This is a genomic window from Mesorhizobium sp. USDA 3734 (assembly GCF_056279665.1).
Genome location: NZ_JBWCCW010000001.1, coordinates 4246024 through 4262536, shown reverse-complemented (window position 1 = coordinate 4262536; position 16513 = coordinate 4246024). Strand labels below are relative to the sequence as shown.

15 protein-coding genes and 1 pseudogene are annotated in these 16513 nt (G+C 64.6%); 2 read left to right on the top strand and 14 right to left on the bottom strand.

The genetic code is table 11. The features are described from left to right. Positions 1-109 precede the first annotated feature (109 nt). The gene (locus tag ACZ89F_RS20855) at positions 110-1513 is read left to right on the top strand and encodes an FAD-binding oxidoreductase (RefSeq protein ID WP_476093878.1); all 1404 of its coding nucleotides are present in this window, start codon (positions 110-112) and stop codon (positions 1511-1513) included. A 14-nt stretch (positions 1514-1527) separates the two neighbouring features. Here the strand turns inward: ACZ89F_RS20855 and ACZ89F_RS20850 are convergent, their stop codons facing one another. From ACZ89F_RS20850 to ACZ89F_RS20815, 8 genes are all read right to left on the bottom strand, one after another. Then, on the bottom strand, positions 1528-2328 hold the full coding sequence (locus ACZ89F_RS20850) for an ABC transporter permease (protein ID WP_476093877.1): 801 nt from the start codon (positions 2326-2328) through the stop codon (positions 1528-1530). Then, positions 2325-3197: an ABC transporter permease gene (locus ACZ89F_RS20845; RefSeq protein WP_476093876.1), complete on the bottom strand. Its 873-nt coding sequence runs from the start codon at positions 3195-3197 to the stop codon at positions 2325-2327. The genes ACZ89F_RS20850 and ACZ89F_RS20845 overlap by 4 nt, the downstream gene beginning before the upstream one ends. After that, a complete protein-coding gene (locus tag ACZ89F_RS20840; RefSeq protein WP_476093875.1) occupies positions 3194-4297 on the bottom strand; it encodes an ABC transporter ATP-binding protein in 1104 nt (367 codons plus the stop codon). The genes ACZ89F_RS20845 and ACZ89F_RS20840 overlap by 4 nt, the downstream gene beginning before the upstream one ends. A gap of 75 nt (positions 4298-4372) precedes the next feature. After that, complete coding sequence (locus tag ACZ89F_RS20835; protein ID WP_183444762.1) at positions 4373-5398, bottom strand: ABC transporter substrate-binding protein; 1026 nt, start codon at positions 5396-5398, stop codon at positions 4373-4375. A gap of 52 nt (positions 5399-5450) precedes the next feature. Beyond that, positions 5451-6449: an AraD1 family protein gene (gene araD1, locus ACZ89F_RS20830; protein ID WP_476093874.1), complete on the bottom strand. Its 999-nt coding sequence runs from the start codon at positions 6447-6449 to the stop codon at positions 5451-5453. Positions 6450-6481: 32 nt separating this feature from the next. After that, positions 6482-7261 (bottom strand): SDR family NAD(P)-dependent oxidoreductase, encoded by a 780-nt coding sequence (locus ACZ89F_RS20825; protein ID WP_476093873.1) that lies wholly within the window; start codon positions 7259-7261, stop codon positions 6482-6484. A gap of 11 nt (positions 7262-7272) precedes the next feature. Then, positions 7273-9000, bottom strand: a complete 1728-nt coding sequence (locus ACZ89F_RS20820; protein ID WP_476093872.1) for an IlvD/Edd family dehydratase — start codon at positions 8998-9000, stop codon at positions 7273-7275. Further along, positions 8997-9740 (bottom strand): FadR/GntR family transcriptional regulator, encoded by a 744-nt coding sequence (locus ACZ89F_RS20815; RefSeq protein ID WP_126071050.1) that lies wholly within the window; start codon positions 9738-9740, stop codon positions 8997-8999. The genes ACZ89F_RS20820 and ACZ89F_RS20815 overlap by 4 nt, the downstream gene beginning before the upstream one ends. Positions 9741-9849: 109 nt before the next feature. Here ACZ89F_RS20815 and ACZ89F_RS20810 point away from each other — a divergent pair, with 109 nt between their 5' ends. After that, positions 9850-10779: an aldose 1-epimerase gene (locus ACZ89F_RS20810; RefSeq protein ID WP_476093871.1), complete on the top strand. Its 930-nt coding sequence runs from the start codon at positions 9850-9852 to the stop codon at positions 10777-10779. A 34-nt stretch (positions 10780-10813) separates the two neighbouring features. On the opposite strand, the pseudogene ACZ89F_RS20805 reads toward ACZ89F_RS20810, so the two are convergent. From ACZ89F_RS20805 to ACZ89F_RS20780, 6 genes and pseudogenes are all read right to left on the bottom strand, one after another. After that, positions 10814-12258, bottom strand: a pseudogene (locus ACZ89F_RS20805) (aldehyde dehydrogenase). Between the two features lie 34 nt (positions 12259-12292). Next, a complete protein-coding gene (locus ACZ89F_RS20800; RefSeq protein ID WP_476097323.1) occupies positions 12293-13078 on the bottom strand; it encodes a coniferyl-alcohol dehydrogenase in 786 nt (261 codons plus the stop codon). 2 nt (positions 13079-13080) lie between these two features. After that, positions 13081-14145: a branched-chain amino acid ABC transporter permease gene (locus tag ACZ89F_RS20795; protein WP_476093870.1), complete on the bottom strand. Its 1065-nt coding sequence runs from the start codon at positions 14143-14145 to the stop codon at positions 13081-13083. Beyond that, the gene (locus ACZ89F_RS20790) at positions 14142-15038 is read right to left on the bottom strand and encodes a branched-chain amino acid ABC transporter permease (RefSeq protein ID WP_476093869.1); all 897 of its coding nucleotides are present in this window, start codon (positions 15036-15038) and stop codon (positions 14142-14144) included. Before ACZ89F_RS20790 ends, ACZ89F_RS20795 begins: the two co-directional genes overlap by 4 nt. Beyond that, positions 15035-15763 (bottom strand): ABC transporter ATP-binding protein, encoded by a 729-nt coding sequence (locus tag ACZ89F_RS20785; RefSeq protein ID WP_476093868.1) that lies wholly within the window; start codon positions 15761-15763, stop codon positions 15035-15037. The genes ACZ89F_RS20790 and ACZ89F_RS20785 overlap by 4 nt, the downstream gene beginning before the upstream one ends. Then, positions 15760-16503: an ABC transporter ATP-binding protein gene (locus ACZ89F_RS20780; RefSeq protein WP_476097322.1), complete on the bottom strand. Its 744-nt coding sequence runs from the start codon at positions 16501-16503 to the stop codon at positions 15760-15762. Before ACZ89F_RS20780 ends, ACZ89F_RS20785 begins: the two co-directional genes overlap by 4 nt. Between the last annotated feature and the right edge of the window lie 10 nt (positions 16504-16513).

The following is a 16513-nucleotide window of genomic DNA, read 5'->3' as shown; positions in this document are numbered from 1 at the left end:
GTGGTCGATACCGGACGGTTGTCCTGTTTTGCATTGCCACGGACACGGACGACGTCGCTTTGCGTGGACGAGCGTTTGACCGGCAGGCGATCATGGATAGGATCGGCCGATGTCGCCTGAAATCCAACAGCTCCTATCCGCTCTCGACAATAGGCTGGGTGCGGGCGGCGTGCTCGCCGGTCCGGAGGTGGGCCAGCGCTATCGCGACGATCCCGACGGCAAGCTGGGCGCGCTTCCCGAAGCGGTGCTGCGCCCGCGAGACACCCAGAGCGTGGCGGTGGCACTGGCCGCATGCAGCGATCTCGGCCAGCCGGTTGTCGTGCAGGGCGGACGCACCAGCCTGGCAGGCGCAGCGCGTGTGCAGCCGGGCGAGGTGGTGCTGTCGCTGGAGCGCATGACCGGCCTTGCCGTTCCGGATCGCCAGGCTGCCAGCATCGTCGCCGAAGCGGGCGCGACATTGCAGGCGGTGCAGGAGGCAGCCGACAGCGCCGGGCTGATGTTCGGCGTCGATATCGGCGCACGGGGCTCAGCGACGATCGGCGGCAATGTCGCCACCAATGCCGGCGGCATCCGTGTGCTGCGCTACGGCATGTACCGCGCTCAGGTTCTGGGGCTGGAAGCCGTGCTTGCCGATGGCAGCGTGCTGACGTCACTCAAGGGCCTGCCCAAGGACAATTCCGGCTACGACCTCAGCCAGCTCTTCATCGGCACGGAAGGAACGCTCGGCGTCGTCACCCGCGCCGCGCTCAGGCTGCATCCCAAGCCGGCGTCCGAGGTCAACGCCTTTTGCGCTCTCTCTTCGCTCGATGCGGCAATCGCGCTGCTTGGGCTGCTGCGGCAAAAGCTCGGGCCCCTCCTGTCCGCCTATGAGGTTAACTTCGCACCGCTCTATGACCTCATGGTCGCCAGCATGGCCATGCCGGCGCCGCTGCCGGCCGGCTCGCCCGTCTATGTGCTGGCCGAGATCCAGGGCAACGAGCCCGAACGCGACGGCGAGCGCTTCGCCGAAGTGTTGATGCAGGCGGTCGAAGACGGTGTCGTCGACGATGTGGTCGTCTCGCAGTCGCCGCGCGAATTCCGTGCTCTCTGGGACGTGCGGGAGGACGCCAATCGCGTCCTGTTTTCGATCAAGGGTCTGATCGGCGTCGACATCAGCATTCCGTTGGCGCGCATGGGAGCATTCCTGCGGGAAGCGGATATCGCCATTCATGCCGTTGATCCCGGCGCCGACATCTATGTCTTCGGCCATCTCGGCGACGGCAATCTGCATTACCAGGTCCGCACGGTCGATACGGCGGCGGCATATGACATCGTCTATCGCGGCGTGGCCGCGGCTGGAGGTGGTGTTTCGGCCGAACACGGCATCGGCCTCGACAAGAAGAAGTGGCTGCATCTGGTCCGCAGCGACGCCGAAATCGCCACGATGCGGCGGCTGAAGACAGCCCTTGACCCCAGAAACATCCTCAATCCGGGACGGGTCTTCGACCTCAACCCAACCGCCTTCTCCCGATGATAATTGCCCGTTGCTCAGGTCCGTTCCGTCGCGACTTGCCTGGGGATGAGAAAGCGGGCGGCAAGCACGCAGAGCAGCACGGTGAACATCAGGATCAGTGCCACCAACGCATTGATGTCGGGTGAGAAACCAAGCCGCATCATCGCCCAGAGCCTGACCGGCAGCGTACTCTGGGTGCCGGTGACGAGGATGGTGATCATCGTCTCGTCGAACGACAGCGCGAAGGCCAGGATGGCGCCGCCAACCATGGCGCTCGACAGGTTCGGCAGGATGATGCGCCAGAACGTCTGCCAGCCCGAGGCGCCGAGATCGTAGGATGCTTCGACCAGTGTGCGGCTCATCGACTGCAGCCGCATCAGCACTGTGCGGTAGACGATCGCCAGCACGAAAACCGTATGGCCGATAACGACCGTCAGCAGCGAGCGTTCGAGGCCGATTTCGCGAAAGAAGATCAGCAGCGCCAGGCCGCTGATGATCGGCGGCATCAGGAATGGCAGGAAGATGATGAACTGCAGGAAAGACCGTCCGGAACGGCGCCCGTGATAGTAGAGCGCCAGCAGCGTTCCGCTGACCACCGACAGGATGACAGTGCAGACACCGACGATCAGCGTGGTGCGCAAGGCGGCCAATATGTCGTGATTTTTGGCCAGCGCGACATAGGTCGCAAGGGTCGGCGACGACCAGTCGACATTGCCGCGCGAAATGGTGAAGAACGACGACACGATCGGCACGAAGAGCGGGCTGTAGAGCAGCACTGCGACCAGAGTCGTGATCGCGGCCAGAAAGATGGTGGACAGTCGGGGCAGGGCGCTCATACCGAAGTCCCCCGATTGCGCCCGAAGCGTTCGCCGATGAGGATTGCCGCGATCACCACGGCCGCCAGCGCCACCGACAGCGCCGCGCCGAACGGCCAGTTATAGGCCGTGCCGAACTGGCTGTAGAGGATGCGGCCGAAGGTAAAGCCGCTGATCCCGCCGACCATCTGCGGTGTCAGGAAATCGCCGATCGCCAGCACGAAGACGAAGCTCGCCGCCGAGGCGACGCCGGGCAGGCTGAGCGGCAAGGTGATGCGCAGGAAGGTCTGCAAGCCGCTCGCGCCGAGATCGTCGGACGCACGCAGCAGCACCTGCGGAATCCGCTCCAGCGACAGGAAGATCGGCAGGATGGCGAAGGGGATCAGGAGCAGGGTCAGCGTCAGCAGGATGGCGTTCATGTTGAACACGAAAAGTGTCGACGGCTCCTGCAGGATGCCGAGCGCCACCAGTGCCTTGTTCAGGAAGCCGTTGAGGCCGAGGATGCTGCGGATCGCATAGATCTTGATGACGTAGCTCATCAGCAGCGGCACCAGCAGCAACATCAGCAAGGCATAACGCCAGCGCCCTTTCAGCGTCGTCAGGAAGTAGGCGGCGGGATAGGCAAGCAGGATGCAGATGATGGCCACCGAGACGCACAGCACGATGGTGTTCCAGAACACCGGGAGAAAGATCGGATCGGTGAAGAACCTGACATAGTTGCCCAGCGACAAGCCGTAGACGATCGTGCCTTGGTCGACGCTGAAGAAGCTGTAGCCGAGGAAGATCACCAGCGGCACCAGGACGAAGACCACCGGCAAGGCAAACGCCAGCACTGTCACCAGCAGCGACAGCCGTCTTTCCGCAGGCTGTGTCGATCCGGCTTCGCTCATGCCAGCACCAGATGGCCTTCATGCGGCGCAAACGAAAGCGATACAGTCTCGCCGGATTTGAGCGCGCTGCCGTCGACCCGGCTCGGCACGCGCAGCCGCAAGCGTTGCGCGGCATTGTCGGTGCCTGCTGCTATGGTGGCGACGGTCGACGAGCCGGCAAACGCCATGTCGGAGATGGTGCCGGAAAAACGGTTGTCGGTGTCCTTTGTGTCCGCAAGATGCAAGGCCTCGGGGCGGAATGCAGCGTAAGCGCTGGCACCGTCCGCTGCGGCCTTCAAATGCGGCTGGTCGCTGATCGAGCAGATGAGGCGCCCGAGCGCCGTCTCGATCGATCGCAGCTCGCCCTGGACTGGTCCGAGTTTCCCGGCCACCAGATTGTTCTCGCCGAAGAAACGGGCGACGAATTCGCAATTCGGCTTGTAGTAAAGGTCGTGCGGCGTGCCGAGCTGGCGGATATGGCCGGCCTCCATGACGCAGATCCGATCGGCCATGCCGATGGCTTCTTCCTGGTCATGGGTGACGAACAGGAAGGTGGTCTTGATTTCGCGCTGGATGGATTTCAGGAACACCTGCATCTGCCGGCGCAGTTCGAGGTCGAGCGCCGCCAGCGGCTCGTCGAGCAGGATCAGGCGTGGCTGGCAGATCAGCGCACGGGCGAGCGCGACGCGCTGGCGCTGGCCGCCGGAGAGCTGTGCCGGAAAGCGGTCGGCGAAACGCCCGAGCTGAACCAGGTCCAGCGCCTCCGCGACACGGCGCGCGATTTCCTTGCGCTGGATATGGCGAACCGAAAGCCCGTAGCCGACATTGCCGGAAACGGTCAGGTGCGGGAACAGCGCATAGTCCTGGAACACGGTGTTGAACGGCCGCCGGTTGATCGGCATCCGGCTGATGTCTTGCCCATCAAGGCGGATCTCGCCCGACGTCAGCGGCTCCAGTCCGCCGATCAGCCGCAACACCGTGGTCTTGCCGGAGCCGGATGGTCCAAGAACGGTAAGGAACTCACCGTCCCGGATCGACAGGTCGATGTCGTGCAGCACGGGGACCGTGCCGTAGGATTTCGAGACGGACCGCAGCGTCAGCAGGTCGGTGTTCTGGTTCATGAAATACTCTCGCATACGCTTCGGCGGTCCGGAACCTCCGGACCGCCGGTCCTTCGAAGGCATAGAGCGGAAAGATCAGGGCGTCGCCTTGACCTCGTTCCACATGTCCGAACGTTTGAGCGGGTCCTCGACATTGTTGAGCCAGACCAGCTTGTCGTTGCCGCCGGCGCTGCCGGTTTCCGTCACGGTGTTGCCGAAGCCGGTGCGCTCGGAAAGCGCGCCGCTGACCTTCTTGCTCAGCATGAAGTCGATCCATTTCTCGGCCGCCGCATTGTCGCGGACACCCTTGGAGATGACCCAGTTGTCGAGCCAGGCAAGCGCGCCCTCGCTTGGGTTGACGTAGGCGACATGGGCGCCGATCTTCTGCAGCGCCTTGACCTGCTGCTGGCCGTAATTGGCCCAGATCAGGGCCACATCATTGTTCTGATAGATCTGCTGCGCCTCGTCGGCGGTGGTGTAGAAGCTCAGCACGTTGCGCTTGAGTTCGACCAGCTTGGCCTTGACCGCCGCCATCTGCTCTTCATTGAGGTTGAAGGGGTCCTTGTAGCCGAGCGTCAGCGCGGTGAACGAGAAATTATGCTCGCCATTGTCGTACGCCAGAACCTTGCCCTTGTAGGCCGGGTCCCACAGAACCGACATCGAGGTCGGCGCCGGCTTGACCTTGTCGGTGTCGTAGATCAGGCCGATGGAGTCGAAGCAGAACGGAATGCCGTAGACTTTGCCGTCCTTGGTGACGCCGCTGACCGCCGTCAGATCGCGGAAGCGAGGCAGCACTTCCTTCTGGTTGGCGAGCTTCGTCACGTCGATCGGCGACACCAGGTCGGCCTTGATGTAGCGCTGCAGCTGGGCGGTGTTGACGGCGAAGACGTCGAAGTCCTGGCCTTCGCTGCCCTTGATCTTGGCCCAGATCTCGTCGTCGCTGCCGATGAAGACGACATCGACGCCGATGCCGGTTGCAGCGGTGAAGTCCTTGACCCAGTCGGCATCGGCGTAGCCGTCCCAGGCCAGAACCCGCAGGTTCGCGGCGAGCGCCGCCGACGTCATCAGGCCGATGCCGAGCCCGATCGTTGCCATTCTCAGAAACAGTTTTTTCAGTCCCATTTTCAATCTCCCATTGTCATTCTGGTGGACCGCAGTTTCCGGACCTTCGCCGTCACAGCTGGGTGACAGCGACCAGTCCCTCGTCCGGCACCGACACCATCCGGTTGCGCAGTGGCTTGCCGAATGTCTGTGCCTGGATTTCATATTCGTCGCCGGAAGCCGTCTTGATGCCGGAGGCGTAGCTCATCACCGCCGCGCCGAAGAAATAGGCATGCAGGTCGCCCGCCCTGCGGTGCATCGGGTAGCGGAAATGGAAGTGTTCGAGATTGGCGATCGAGTGCGACATGTGCGCTTCGCCCGACAGGAATTCCTGCTCCCAGATGACAGTGCCGTCGCGCAGGATGCGCGAATGGCCGCGCACTTCGTCGGGCAGGTCGCCGATCAGCAGTTCCGGCCCGATCGAGCAGGAACGTAGCTTGGAATGGGCGAGGTAGAGATAGTTCTCGCCCTCTGTCACGTGGTCGGAATATTCGTTTCCGAGCGCATAGCCGATGCGATAGGGATGGCCGTCCGGCCCATTGACATAAAGCCCCACGATCTCGGCTTCCTCTGCACCGGCTTTCGCGAATGCCGGCATGGGCAGCGGCGCGCCGGGCGGCACAACGCAGGTGCCGACACCCTTGAAGAACCACTCCGGCTGGATGCCGATCTTGCCAGCGCCAGGCTTGCCGCCCTCCAGCCCCATGCGGAAGATTTTCAAGGAATCGGATTCGTCGGCACCGTCGCCATGGGTCAGAACATGCATCTGGTTGCGCGCAGCGGCACTTCCAGTATGGGTCAGGCCCGTGCCGGTGACCAGGAAGCGCGCCGGTTCCGGGTGGTCGACCGGGGCGAGCACGCGGCCATCGCGCAACAGCTGGTCGTAGTCGATCGTTGCAGCGCCCGCCCGCTTCTCGACCAGCGCTGCGATCGACGTGCCCTCGGCGATTGCCGCTTCGGCCAGCTCCAGCACGCTGCTGGTCTTTTCCAGCGGGTGCAGATGATTGCCGTCATCCGAGACACGGCCGACCCGTCTGCTGCCGTCGGCCATTCTGAACTGAACAAGACGCATGAACTAACCTTCTTCCTTTGAAGCCGTACGGGTCACACCCAGCCCGCATCGACGATGAACTGCTGGCTCGTGCACATGCGGCTGTCGTCGGCGGCGAGGAACAGCGCCATGCGCGCGATATCGGAGGGTTGCAGCCGGTCGGGCAGGCACTGCCTTTCCGCGATCTGGCGTTCGCCGGCCGGGTTCAGCCACAGGCGCATCTGGCGCTCGGTCATCACCCAGCCCGGCACCATGCAGTTGACGCGGATGCGCTCTGGCCCAAGCTCGCGGGCCAGCGCCCGCGTCATGCCGTAAACAGCGGCTTTCGCAGTGACATAGGCCGGGCAATCCGGATCGCCGACCATCCAGGTGATGGAGCCGAAATTGATGATCGAGCCGCCGCCCAGCGTGCTCATCTGCGGACGCACCGCCTGCGCCGCGAAGAACTGGTGGCGCAGATTGACCGCCATGCGGTCGTCCCAATAGGCAACCGTCACATCCTTGGTCTGGTGACGGTCGTCATTGCCGGCATTGTTGCACAGCGCCTGGATCGGGCCGTTGTGCTGCATCGCCTGGACGGTTGCCGCCTGCAACTCTTCGACGTTGCGCAGGTCGCAGGGAATGAACAGCGGTGCGGCATGTCCCTCGGACGCGATCGCGTCGACCAGACGCCGTGAAGGCTCCTCGGCCATGTCGACGAAGGCGACGCGGCTGCCTTGCGCGCAGAAATGGCGCACCAGGCTTTCGCCGATGCCGCTGCCGCCGCCGGTTATGAAGACGCTGCGGCCCTTGAGGCTGGGGTAGGCCGCGTAGCTGCCGATTTCATCCGTCATCGCGCGCCTCTCTAGTGCGAATGCCGAGGAATGCCGGCATCGCGCCGGCCGACGAGAAAGTCGAAATCGCAACCCCTGTCGGCCTGCAGAACGCGCTCGACATAAAGGCTCTGATAGCCGCCTTCCGGTGGCGCCGGCGGCTTCCAGTCACGCCGGCGGATTGCCAGCTCCTCATCCGATACCAAAAGTTCCAGCCGGCGGCCGGCGACGTCGAGCTCGATAAGATCGCCGTCGCGCACCAGCGCCAGGGCGCCACCCGCGGCTGCTTCCGGCGCCACATGCAGCACCACGGTGCCATAGGCGGTGCCGCTCATGCGCGCGTCCGAAATGCGCACCATGTCGGAGACGCCTTGCTTCAGCAGTTTCGCCGGCAGCGGCATGTTGCCGACCTCGGCCATTCCGGGATAACCGCGCGGCCCGCAATTCTTGAGCACCATCACCGAGGAGGCGTCGATGTCCAGCTCCGGATCGTCGATGCGGGCGTAGTAGTGCTCGATGTTCTCGAACACCACCGCCTTGCCGCGATGCTGCATCAGTTCGGGCGTTGCCGCGGACGGCTTGATGACCGCCCCGTCAGGCGCCAAATTGCCGCGCAGGATCGAGATGCCGCCTTCCTTGGTCAGCGGCTGGCTCAGCGGCCGGATCACCTCGCTGTTGTAGTTGGGCGCGCCATCGATCAATTCACCGATGGTCTTGGCGCTGACGGTCATGGCGTCGCGATGAAGAAGCCCCACTTCATCAAGCGACGCCATGACCGCAGCTAGCCCCCCGGCGTAGTAGAAATCTTCCATCAGGAACCGGCCCGACGGCATCAAATCGACAATGGTTGGAACGTCACGGCCAAGGCGGTCCCAGTCCTCGAGGCTGAGATCGACACCGATCCGGTTGGCGATGGCGATCAGATGCAGCACCGCGTTGGTCGAGCCGCCGATCGCGCCATTGACGCGAATGGCGTTCTCGAACGCTTGCCTGGTGAGGATCTGCGCGATCGTAACGTCCCTGCGGACGAGATCAACGATCTGGCGTCCGGCCATCTGGGCGAGTACGCCACGGCGCGAATCCACCGCCGGGATCGCGGCATTGTCCGGCATGCCGATGCCGAGCGCTTCGACCATGCTGGCCATGGTCGAAGCTGTCCCCATCGTCATGCAGCTGCCCGCCGACCGGCTCTGGCCCTGCTCTGCGGCGAGGAAGTCGGCGACAGACATCCGGCCGGCCTTCACTTCCTCGGCGAATTTCCAGACATGCGTGCCAGAACCGATATCCTGCCCGCGGAACTTGCCGTTGAGCATCGGCCCGCCGGAAACAGCGATGGTCGGCAGATTGCACGACGCAGCCCCCATCAGCAGCGCCGGCGTGGTCTTGTCGCAACCGACCAGCAGGATGACGCCGTCGATCGGATTGCCGCGGATGGACTCTTCGACATCCATGCTGACCAGATTGCGAAACAGCATGGCGGTGGGGCGCATGTTGCTCTCGCCCAGCGACATCACGGGGAATTCGAGCGGCAAGCCGCCGGCCTCATAGACGCCGCGTTTGACGTGATCGGCCAGCGCGCGCAGGTGGGCATTGCATGGGGTCAGTTCCGACCAGGTGTTGCAGATGCCGATCACCGGGCGGCCGTCGAAAGCGTCGGCGGGGATGCCCTGGTTCTTCATCCAGCTGCGGTGCATGAAGGCGTTCTTGCCTTCGCCGCCGAACCAGGCCTCGGACCGCAGTTTGCGTTTGGTGTCGGTCACGATGTCTGTTCCCGATCCTGGCGGCGCTTGTTGCGGTTCTCGACGCTGCGGCGCACGTCTTCCTCGGCATTGTCGATGAGCACCAGCAGCGCCTTTTGCGCGCCTGCCGCGTCGCCGGATGCAATCTTCTCGGCCACTTCCCGATGCAGCGGCAAAGAATGGCGCTGCCCGTCCGGATTGTCGTTGGAGAGGCGAAAGCTCATCACCAGCGCGGTTTCGACCAGTGCCGCCAGCGAGCCGATCAGCTCGTTGCCGGTCATGCGCAGGATGGTCTGATGGAACAAGAGGTCAGGTTTGGCGAAGCGGTCGCCGTCGTCGACCACGGCTTCCATTTCGGCCAGCGCGGCATTGATTTCGGCAATCTGTGCCGGTGTGGCGCGCTTGGCGGCGAGCGCGGCCGACATCGGCTCGATGGCCCGGCGCAGCTCGAACAGCGCCCGGACATCGTCGGCGCTGACACCGCTGGCGTAGCGCCACGACAGGACGTCCGGATCGAGGAAATTCCAGTCGGAGCGGGGACGCACCCTTGTGCCGGTCTTCGGCCGCGATTCGACAAGCCCCTTGCCGGCCAGAACCTTGATCGCCTCGCGCAGCACCGTGCGGCTGACCCCCAGCATCTCGCTGGAATCGTCGGCATTGGGCAGCGCCTCGCCGGGCAGGAAATCGCCTTGCACGATGCGCAACCCGATCTGCTCGACGACGGTCGCATGCAGAGCGGTGGAGCCGCTGGCGACCGCCACCGCAATCCTCGACGTTCGCGCCGTGCTGAAAGATTTCTTATTCTTCATACTATTCATATGATATGTCTTATAGGCGTTGCGATTGGAGTCAAGGGATGGGGGAGTGCCGATGACAAAGAATTCCGCTGCCGTTGCCGAGCAGCATCAAGAGCTGGTCTCGATCAGCGACGGCATTGCGACTGTAGAGATTGCCCCTGCCGCCGGCGGCGCGCTGGCGTCTTATCGCTGGCGGCAAAACGGATCCGTCGTGGATTGGCTGCGCCCCGCGGATCCGGCGGCGATCGACAGCCGCGATGCCGGCGCCATGGCCTGCTTCCCGCTGGTTCCCTATTCCAACCGCATAAGGGACGGCCGCTTCGCACTCGCCGGCCGTACCGTCGAACTGCCGATCAGCTCCGACGATCCGCACCATGAGCATGGCCATGGCTGGCGTCGGCCATGGACGGTCGTGCGGCACGAAGCCAGCACCACCGTCCTATCCTATCGCCATGCCGCCGATTCCTGGCCGTGGAGCTATGAAGCAAAGCAAGCGATCTCGCTGGTCGATGGCCGGCTGATCATTGCCCTTTCGCTGCGCAACCTCTCGGACACGCCGATGCCGGCCGGCTTCGGGCTGCATCCCTATTTCCCGTCGACACCGTGGACGCATGTCCAGGCGCGAGTTTCCGGCATGTGGGAGACCGATGCGGAAATCCTGCCCACCCGGCACGTCCTGCCGCCCGCTGGCGCCAACCCGACCACGGGCTTCGACGTGTCAGAGGCGGACTTCGACACGGTCTTCACAGGATGGGCGCGCCGCGCTCGGATCTCCTGGCCGGAGCATGGGCGGCAGCTGGACATCGAGGCCGAGGCCCCGCTCGATTTCCTCGTGCTCTACACACCGCCCGGCGAGCCGTTCTTCTGCGCCGAGCCGGTCAGCAACATCACCGATGCCTTCAACCGCAGGGGTGACACGGGCATCGACACCGGCTGCATCCTGCTGGCACCCGGGCAGATGCGATCCGCAAGCGTTCGCTTCACGCCTTCGCAGGCGATCTAATCGCCCAAGTCGAACCGCCCAATGCTAGGCCGGCTCAGAACGGATAATGCTGGCCGGGATCCTCGATCGTCACCCAGCGCAAATCGGTGAACTCGGCGATCGAGGCCTTGCCGCCGAAGCGGCCATAGCCCGAACCCTTGACGCCGCCGAACGGCATCTGCGCTTCGTCGCCGACGGTCGGGCCATTGATGTGGCAGATGCCGGCTTCGATGCGCGCGGCGACGGCAAACGCGCGCTTGATGTCGCGGCTGAACACGGCTGACGACAGCCCGTATTCGGTGTCGTTGGCGACACGCACGGCCTCGTCTTCGCCCTTGACGCGGATGATCGGCTTGACCGGCCCAAAGGACTCTTCGGCGTAGACGCGCATCGCCGGCGTGACATGGTCGAGCAAAGTCGCCTCGACCACGGTGCCGGTACGCTTGCCGCCGGCTACCAGCTTGGCACCCTTGGCGACGGCATCTGCAACCAGTTCCTCCATCTTGTCGGCCGCCTGGCTGCTGATCAGCGAACCGAGCACGACATGGCCGCGCGGATCGCCGGCCGGCAGTTTCGAGGCCCTGGCCGCCAGCTTGGAGACGAACTCGTCGGCGATCTTTTCGTCGACGATCAGCCGCTCGGTCGACATGCAGATCTGGCCCTGATGCATGAAGGCGCCGAAGGTGGCGGCGTTGACCGCCGCGTCGATGTCGGCATCGTCCAGCACCAGCAGCGGCGCCTTGCCGCCGAGCTCGAGCAGCGCCGGCTTCAGATGCCGTACGGCGAGTTCGGCGATGATCCTGCCGACCTTGGTCGAGCCGGTGAAGTTGACACGCTTGACCGACGGATGCGCGACCAGCGCCTCGACAATACCGGCGGCGTCCTTGGGGTCGTGGTGACGACATTGATCACGCCCTTTGGCAACCCAGCCTCGACCAGCACCTGGCCAATCAGCCGATGCGTGCCGGGGCACATTTCGGATGCTTTCAGCACCACGGTGTTGCCGCAGGCGATCGGCATTGCGATGGCGCGGGTACCGAGAATGACCGGCGCATTCCAAGGCGCGATGCCGAGGCAGACACCGGCAGGCTGGCGGATTGCCATGGCCAGCGTACCCGGCTTGTCGGAGGGGATGATCTCGCCCGAGATCTGCGTCGTCATCGCCGCCGCCTCGCGCAGCATGTTGGCCGCCAGCATGACGTTGAAGCCGGCCCAGGGACCGGTGGCACCTGTCTCTTCCATCATCAGCCTGGTGAACTCGCCGACCTTGGAGGCCATCACATCCGCCGCCTTCGACAGCAGAGCGCGGCGCTCGCCAGGCCCGGTCTTCGACCAGGCCGGGAAGGCGGCCGCCGCGGCTTCGATCGCGGCATTGGCATCAGCGATGCTGGCTGCGGCGGCGCGTGTCGCCAGCTTGCCGGTGAACGGGTCCATGCGGTCGTAGGAGGCCGAGCCGGACGCATCCCGTTTGTCGCCGTCGATCAGAAGTCCGATATCCATTGTAGTCTCCATCGCCCCGACTGGAGCTTCTTGATTAGAAGCCGAACATCTCGGCATTGATCGATGCTTCGAGGCCGCCGTCGACCGGCACGTTGGCGCCGTTGACCCAGCGCGCTCCGTCCGAACACAGGAACAGCACCACCGGTGCGATATCGCCCGACGTGCCGGCGCGCCCAACCCTGGCAATGTCGCTGTCGACACGGGCGTCGCCAAGCACGGTTCGGAACTGTTTCAGGATCGGTGTCTCGACCGGCCCGGGGCTCACCGCATTGACGCGGATGCCACGGCGTTTGAACAGCTCCTGATGCGCCGCGCGGAAGGTCCACAACAGCAGCAACTCCTTGGAGACGGGATAGCCTTCCTCGTTCCTGACCGCGTGCGTGCAGACCACGTCGGCAACATCGGGGAAACCTTCGATGCTGACCATCGAGGCGGCGCGGTTGAGATTGGCGCGCCAACCATAGCCGGCAATCGACGCGACGTTGACGATGGCGCCGCCTTCGCGAAGTCTTGGCGCCAGGCCTTCCGACAGCGCCCGCAGCCCGAAGAAATTGACGGCCAGCGTCGACGCCGCGCCGGTGTTGCCGGAGAGGCCGGCGACGTTGCAGAGCGCGTCGAGGCGCTGCGGCAGGCGGGCGATCAGCTCGTCGACACCGGCCTTCGACGAGATATCGGCCTTGACGAAACTGCCGACCACTGCCGCCGGCTCACGCACATCGACGCCGATCACGTCGGCGCCAAGCTGGCCGGCGAGTTCCGCCGTGCGAGCACCGATGCCGGAGGCGACACCGGTGATAAGGATCGTCTTGCCGAAAAGCATGGTCATGCCTTCTCCCGATGTGTTGTGGCTTGCTGTGGCGAAGGCATTGCATCGCCATCGGCGGCGGCTGAAGGGAACCTGACGCGGTAGCCGACCGGCAGCAGGCGGAGCCCAAAACGTTCCTCGATCGTCCCCCACAGGCCGCGCGGCAGGAAAAGCGAAAACAGCACGGCGGTGGCGCCGAGCCCGACCAGATACCAGACGCCAGTACCGCCGAACCATGTCTCGATGAGGAAGAACACCAGCGCGCCCAGAATGGCGCCCTCGAACGTGCCGATGCCGCCGACCAGCACCATGAAGATCATGTAGGCGGTCCACTGCACGTTGAAATAGGTCTTGGGCTGGAAGGTGATCGAGGTCGCCAGCCACAGCGCCCCGGCAATGCCGATGCCGAAGGCGGCAAGCACGAACAACAGCCGCTTGGTGCCGGTGACGCGCACACCGACCGAGGCAGCGGCATCCTCATTGTCGCGGATCGCCCGGATTGCCGCACCGGTGCTGCCGCGCAGCAGGCCAAACAGGATGGCGAGCAGGGCGGTCATCGACGCCAGCGCCAGCCAGTAGATCGCTGCCCGCCTGGCGCCCGCGTCGTAGACATTGAGCGAGATCAGCGATGTGCCGGTTTCGCCCTGCACCAGCCGGTCGAGATTGACCAGAAGATGCGTCAGCGCCGCGATCACCCACATGCCGATGGCGAACTCGCCATTCCTCAGCCGCAGCATGAACAGCGAGAGCGGCCAGGAGACGGCGCCAACGATAATTCCAGAGGCGAAGAGCGCGAGGAACGGGTTGAGGCCGGCATCGGCCAGCCGGATGGCGAAATAGGCGCCGAGCCCGAAGAATACCTGCTGGCCGACCGAGACCAAGCCGCCGAAGCCGGCCAGTGCGTTCCACATCGCCGCCAGGATCACATAGATGAACAAAGCCGTCATCCGGTCGACAGCGCCGGCCGACAGGAAGTGCGGCGCGATCGCCAGCAACGCGATGATGACAGCCACCGCAATCGCGGTGATGCGCGACGTCGCCGTGCCGCGCTCGATGACGGGGGAGGTCGAAAAGGCGCTCATGTTGGCTTCCTCGTGGGCAAGCGCAGCAGGCCGCGCAGGCCGAGGCCCGAAGTGGAGAGCCGAATGAACAGCACGATCAGGAACGCGACATGGCCGCCGATCAGAAAGCCTTGCGGATGCACTTGCGCGCCGAGCGTCTGGGCAAGCGCCAGCACGATGCCGCCGATCAGCGTTCCCCACAGCGACCCGGCGCCGCCGATTACCGCCGCCTCGAAAGCGAACAGCAGTTGCGGCGCGCCGGCATAGGGATCGAAGGTGGCGCGCATGCCGAGGAACGCGCCGGCAAGGCCGACCGTGACCATGGCGATGGCAGCGGCGATCGCATTGGCGCGGCGCGCATCGACCCCGACCAGGCCTGCGGTATCAGGGTCTTCCGAGGTGGCGCGGATCGAGCGGCCAAGTGTTGTGCGGGTGAGGAACAATTGCAGCCCGCCCAGCAGGATGACGGCGCTGGCGAACATGATCACGGCGAGCTTGCCGACATAGATGCTGCCCGGCCATTCCCAGGAATCATAGGAGAGGCTGCCGATATAGGGCGCCAGTGAACGCGTGTCGGCGCCGAACTGCTCGAACAACAGATTGTCGATGACGATGGCCAGGCCGAATGTGGTCAGGATCGGCAGCAGCGCTCCGCCGCGCGCGCTGCGTTCGAGCAGGAAACGCTGCAGCGCCCAGCCGATCGCTGCCATCAACGGCAGGACGATGAGCAGGCCGACAAAGGGCGAGACATGGAACCGCGAGGCCAGCCACCACAGCGCAAAGGCGGCGAACACGGCAAGGCTGCCATGGGCGAGGTTGATGATGCGCATCACCGAAAACATGAAGGACAGGCCGCAGGCAATCAGCGCGTAGTAGCCGCCGAGAAGGATGCCCTGGATGATCTGGTTGCTCATGCGGGAACGTTCCCGGGGCTCTTCCGGTGCAGGCCGAAATAGGCCTTCGTCACATCCTCGCGCGAAACCTGTTTGCTCGGTCCTTCGAGCGCGACACGCCCTTCGAGCATGCAGATAACCCTGTCGGAAACCGCGAGCGCGCGGTTGAGGTCCTGCTCGACCAGAATGATGGTCGTGCCGGAGGCGATCAGCCCTTGCAGGGCGGAGTAGACGCGGTCGACGATCAGCGGCGACAGGCCGAGCGAGACCTCGTCGAGCAGCAGCACGTCCGGATTGCTCATCAGCGCGCGGCCGATCGCCGTCGCCTGCTGCTCGCCGCCTGATAGATGGCCCGTCTTGGCGTGGCGGCGTGGCTTCAGATTGGGGAACATCTCGAGCACCTTGTCGACGCTCCAGTCGCCCGGCCGGCCGGCGGTCTTGCCGAGCAGAAGGTTCTCCTCGACCGTCATCTGCACGAACAGTTTTCGCCCCTCCGGCACCAGCGCGATGCCCATGCCGACACGCTTGTGCGATGGCATGTCGGTGAGATCGGCACCGCTGAGCAGCACGCGTCCGGCCGCCGGCTGGTGCGCGCCGGCGATTGCCCTCAGCAGCGTCGTCTTGCCGGCGCCGTTGGCACCGACCAGCGCCAGCGTTTCGCCGCGCTCGATCGTGAAGCTGACGCCGCGCACCGCTTGCAGCAGGCCATGCCGGACAACCAGGTTCTCGACCGAAAGCAGGCTCATTTCGGGCCCCCGCCGAGATAGGCGCGCACGACTTCGGGGTCGGCCATTACCGTTTGCGGATCGCCGTCGGCAATGATCTTGCCGGCATCCATGCAGATCAGCCGCTCGGCCACTTGCAGGAGAATGTGGACGATGTGCTCGATCCAGACGATGCCGATCTTGCGCCGGCGCAATTCCTTGATCGTATCGACCAGTTCGCCGGCTTCGCCATCGGTCAGCCCGCCGCCGATCTCGTCCAGCAACAGCAGCGTCGGCCTTGCGGCAAGCGCGCGCGCCAGTTCCAGCCGCTTGCGGTCGAGCAGGCCGAGCGTTTCGGCGCGCCGGTTGGCAACGCCGAGCATGCCGCACAGTTTCAGCGAGCCGAGCGCCTCCTCATAGGCCTCGTCGCGGCCAAGGCCGGCGCCATGCGACGCGGCGACGAAGACATTCTCGAAGGTGGTCATGCCGCTGAACGGTTTCGGCACCTGGTGCGTACGCACCAAGCCGAGCCTGCAGCGTTGTGTCGCCGGCAGGGACGTCACGTCGCCGCCCTTGAAGCGGACCGTACCTGAGCTTGGTGGAAAAGCCCCGGCAAGCACGCTGAGCAGCGTGGTCTTGCCGGCGCCGTTCGGGCCGACAATGCCGACCGCTTCATCTGCTTCCATGCTGAAATCGACGGCATCCAGCACCGCAAGCGCGCCGAAACGCTTGTGGATGCCGGCGGCGGTGAGAACAGCCTGTTGTTGCGGATGGGTCACCAGGCGATCCTCG

Excerpts from the sequence above, each read along its gene's own strand:
- ACZ89F_RS20855 (WP_476093878.1), top strand. The coding sequence starts at position 110 with ATGTCGCCTGAAATCCAACAGCTCCTATCCGCTCTCGACAATAGGCTG.
- ACZ89F_RS20850 (WP_476093877.1), bottom strand. The coding sequence starts at position 2,328 with ATGAGCGCCCTGCCCCGACTGTCCACCATCTTTCTGGCCGCGATCACG.
- ACZ89F_RS20845 (WP_476093876.1), bottom strand. The coding sequence starts at position 3,197 with ATGAGCGAAGCCGGATCGACACAGCCTGCGGAAAGACGGCTGTCGCTG.
- ACZ89F_RS20840 (WP_476093875.1), bottom strand. The coding sequence starts at position 4,297 with ATGAACCAGAACACCGACCTGCTGACGCTGCGGTCCGTCTCGAAATCC.
- ACZ89F_RS20835 (WP_183444762.1), bottom strand. The coding sequence starts at position 5,398 with ATGGGACTGAAAAAACTGTTTCTGAGAATGGCAACGATCGGGCTCGGC.
- araD1 (WP_476093874.1), bottom strand. The coding sequence starts at position 6,449 with ATGCGTCTTGTTCAGTTCAGAATGGCCGACGGCAGCAGACGGGTCGGC.
- ACZ89F_RS20825 (WP_476093873.1), bottom strand. The coding sequence starts at position 7,261 with ATGACGGATGAAATCGGCAGCTACGCGGCCTACCCCAGCCTCAAGGGC.
- ACZ89F_RS20810 (WP_476093871.1), top strand. The coding sequence starts at position 9,850 with ATGACAAAGAATTCCGCTGCCGTTGCCGAGCAGCATCAAGAGCTGGTC.
- ACZ89F_RS20800 (WP_476097323.1), bottom strand. The coding sequence starts at position 13,078 with ATGCTTTTCGGCAAGACGATCCTTATCACCGGTGTCGCCTCCGGCATC.
- ACZ89F_RS20795 (WP_476093870.1), bottom strand. The coding sequence starts at position 14,145 with ATGAGCGCCTTTTCGACCTCCCCCGTCATCGAGCGCGGCACGGCGACG.
- ACZ89F_RS20790 (WP_476093869.1), bottom strand. The coding sequence starts at position 15,038 with ATGAGCAACCAGATCATCCAGGGCATCCTTCTCGGCGGCTACTACGCG.
- ACZ89F_RS20785 (WP_476093868.1), bottom strand. The coding sequence starts at position 15,763 with ATGAGCCTGCTTTCGGTCGAGAACCTGGTTGTCCGGCATGGCCTGCTG.